This window comes from Streptomyces sparsus, assembly GCF_054776295.1.
This window is the reverse complement of the sequence record NZ_BAAHCA010000570.1, coordinates 1-3,217: the sequence shown is the minus strand read 5'-3', so window position 1 is coordinate 3,217 and position 3,217 is coordinate 1. Positions and strand designations below refer to the sequence as shown.

Sequence of the window (3,217 nt, the reverse complement as noted above, 5' to 3'; positions counted from 1 at the left end):
CTGCGCCCGGGGGCGCCGGCCTGCGCCCGGGGGCGCCGACGGCCCGCCCTGCTCACGGTTCGGGGTCGAGGTCGGTCTCCTCGAAGACCAGCAGGGTGCGGGTGCTCAGCACCTCGGGAATGGCCTGGATGCGCATCAGCACCAACTCGCGCAGGGCGCGGTTGTCCGCGGTGTGCACCAGCAGCAGCACGTCGAAGTCCCCGCTGACCAGGGCGATGTGCGCGGCGCCCGGCAGCTCCTCCAGCTTCTCGCGGACCGTGCGCCAGGAGTTCTGGACGATCTTCAGCGTGACGTAGGCGGAGGCTCCCTGGCCGGCCCGCTCGTGGTTCAGCCGGGCGCTGAAGCCCCGGATCACCCCGTCGTCGATCAACCGGTTGATGCGCGCGTACGCGTTGGCCCGGGAGATGTGCACCCGTTCGGCCACCGACCGTATCGACGCGCGGCCGTCCCGCTGGAGCATGCTCAGGATGGCTCGGTCGACCGGGTCGAGCGGTCGGGAAGCCATCTGTTCATCCGACATGCCCCGCTGACTCCCCTCCCTGGACAAGCTGCTGTCATTCCAGTACCCGCGGGGCCATTTGTCCACAGGGCATCCGCAGCTGTAGCCAGAATGTGCCCCAGACCGAACAATCGGTTGGGGGAGCTCACTCCGCCCCCTCCCTCTGGTGCCCACCGACCGCCGCCCGATCACCCCCGTGTCGGCGGCGCTTCGCGCCACCCCTTCCCACCTGGAGGTGTGCCCGACATGACGGTCCTCGAGCAGCCCGGCGCCTACCGCCCCGCGCCGCCGCCCGCCTGGCGTCCCCGCACCGAAGCGGCTCCGCTGCTGCCCGACGAGCAGCCGTTCCGGGTCCTGGGCACCGACGCCGCCGACCTCGACCCGGAGCTGCTCACCGAGCTGTACCGGCAGCTGGTGAGGGGCCGCCGCTACAACCAGCAGGCCACCGCGCTCACCAAGCAGGGACGGCTGGCGGTCTACCCCTCCTCCACCGGCCAGGAGGCCTGCGAGGTGGCCGCCGCGCTCGCCCTCCAGGACCGCGACTGGCTGTTCCCCAGCTACCGGGACACGCTCGCCGCCGTCGCCCGCGGCCTGGACCCGGTCCAGGCCCTGACGCTGCTGCGCGGCGACTGGCACACCGGCTACGACCCGGCCGAGTACCGCATCGCCCCGCTGTGCACCCCGCTCGCCACCCAGCTGCCGCACGCCGTCGGCCTCGCGCACGCCGCGCGGCTGAAGGGCGACGACGTGGTGGCGCTCGCCCTGGTCGGCGACGGCGGCACCAGCGAGGGCGACTTCCACGAGGCGCTGAACTTCGCCGCGGTGTGGCAGGCCCCGGTGGTCTTCCTGGTGCAGAACAACGGCTTCGCCATCTCCGTGCCGCTGGCCAAGCAGACCGCCGCGCCCTCCCTCGCGCACAAGGCCGTCGGGTACGGCATGCCCGGCCGCCTGGTGGACGGCAACGACGCCGTCGCCGTGCACCAGGTGCTGACCGAGGCCCTCGACCGGGCCCGGCAGGGCGGCGGGCCGACGCTGGTCGAGGCCGTCACCTACCGCATGGAGGCGCACACCAACGCCGACGACGCGACCCGCTACCGCGGTGACGCGGAGGTCGAGGCGTGGCGCGACCACGACCCGGTGCTGCTGCTGGAACGCGAGTTGACCGAGCGCGGGCTGCTCGACGAGGCCGGGACGCGCAGCGCCCGGGACGCCGCCGAGGAGATGGCCGCCGACCTGCGGGCCCGGATGAACCGCGACCCGCAGCTCGACCCGATGGAGTTGTTCACCCACGTCTACAGCGAGCCGACCAGCCAGCTCCGCGAGCAGGCCGAGCAGCTCCGCGCCGAACTGGCAGCCGAGGAGGAGACCCGATGACCGCCGTGGCAGCCGAGGCCGCGACCACGCCCGTCCGCAAGCCGGCGACCATGGCGCAGGCCCTCAACCGGGCCCTGCGCGACGCGATGGCCGAGGACCCGACCGTGCACCTGCTGGGCGAGGACGTCGGCGCGCTCGGCGGCGTCTTCCGCATCACCGACGGGCTGACGAAGGAGTTCGGCGAGGACCGCTGCACCGACACCCCACTCGCCGAGGCCGGCATCCTCGGTACCGCGGTCGGCATGGCGATGTACGGCCTGCGCCCGGTGGTGGAGATGCAGTTCGACGCCTTCGCCTATCCCGCCTTCGAGCAGCTCATCAGCCACGTCTCCCGGATGCGCAACCGCACCCGGGGCGCGACGCCGCTGCCGATCACCGTGCGGGTGCCCTACGGCGGCGGCATCGGCGGCGTCGAGCACCACAGCGACTCCTCCGAGGCCTACTACATCGCCACGCCGGGCCTGCACGTGGTGACTCCCGCGACGGTGGCCGACGCCTACGGGCTGCTGCGGTCCGCGATCGCCTCGGACGACCCGGTGGTCGTCCTGGAACCCAAGCGGCTGTACTGGTCCAAGGACACCTGGAACCCGGACGCGCCGGAGGCGGTGGGACCGATCGGGCAGGCAGCCGTACGCCGTCGCGGTACCTCGGCCACACTGGTGACGTACGGGCCCTCGCTGCCGGTCTGCCTGGAGGCCGCGGAGGCCGCGAAGGCCGAGGGCTGGGACCTGGAGGTGGTGGACCTGCGCTCGCTGGTGCCGTTCGACGACACGACGCTCTGCGACTCGGTGCGACGCACCGGGCGGGCCGTCGTGGTCCACGAGGCGACCGGCTTCGGCGGGCCGGGCGCCGAGATCGCCGCACGCGTCACCGAGCGCTGCTTCCACTACCTGGACGCCCCGGTGTTGCGGGTGACAGGCTTTGACATCCCGTATCCGGCGCCGATGCTCGAGCGTCACCACCTGCCGGGTGTCGACCGCATCCTGGACGCGGTCGGCCGCCTCCAGTGGGAGTCCGGATGGACCGAGGGGAGCGCACGCTGATGCCGCAGGTACGCGAGTTCGCCCTGCCGGATCTCGGTGAGGGCCTCACCGAGGCCGAGATCAGCCGCTGGCTGGTCGAGGTCGGTGAGGTCGTCGCCGTCGACCAGCCGGTGGTCGAGGTGGAGACCGCCAAGGCCATGGTGGAGGTGCCCTGCCCGTTCGGCGGGGTGGTCACCGGCCGGTTCGGTGAGGTCGGCGACGAGATCCCGGTCGGCGCGGCCCTGGTCACGGTCGCCGAGTCCGCCGAGGCGGGCGCGGAGGCCGAGGCGGGCGGAAACGCCGGCCCGGGTGGGAACGCCGG

At 73.1% G+C, this 3,217-nt stretch carries 4 protein-coding genes; 3 read left to right on the top strand and 1 reads right to left on the bottom strand.

Annotated features, from left to right (window positions below; all coding sequences use genetic code 11):
- Positions 1-52 precede the first annotated feature (52 nt).
- Positions 53-520: an Lrp/AsnC family transcriptional regulator gene (locus tag ACYVE9_RS20345; protein ID WP_461029326.1), complete on the bottom strand. Its 468-nt coding sequence runs from the start codon at positions 518-520 to the stop codon at positions 53-55.
- A 225-nt stretch (positions 521-745) separates the two neighbouring features.
- Here ACYVE9_RS20345 and pdhA point away from each other — a divergent pair, with 225 nt between their 5' ends.
- From pdhA to ACYVE9_RS20330, 3 genes are all read left to right on the top strand, one after another.
- On the top strand, positions 746-1,873 hold the full coding sequence (gene pdhA / locus ACYVE9_RS20340) for a pyruvate dehydrogenase (acetyl-transferring) E1 component subunit alpha (RefSeq protein ID WP_461029325.1): 1,128 nt from the start codon (positions 746-748) through the stop codon (positions 1,871-1,873).
- The gene (locus ACYVE9_RS20335; RefSeq protein ID WP_461029324.1) at positions 1,870-2,916 is read left to right on the top strand and encodes an alpha-ketoacid dehydrogenase subunit beta; all 1,047 of its coding nucleotides are present in this window, start codon (positions 1,870-1,872) and stop codon (positions 2,914-2,916) included. Before pdhA ends, ACYVE9_RS20335 begins: the two co-directional genes overlap by 4 nt.
- A partial coding sequence (locus ACYVE9_RS20330; RefSeq protein WP_461029323.1) for a biotin/lipoyl-containing protein occupies positions 2,916-3,217 on the top strand: 302 nt, incomplete at its 3' end. The genes ACYVE9_RS20335 and ACYVE9_RS20330, both read left to right, overlap by 1 nt.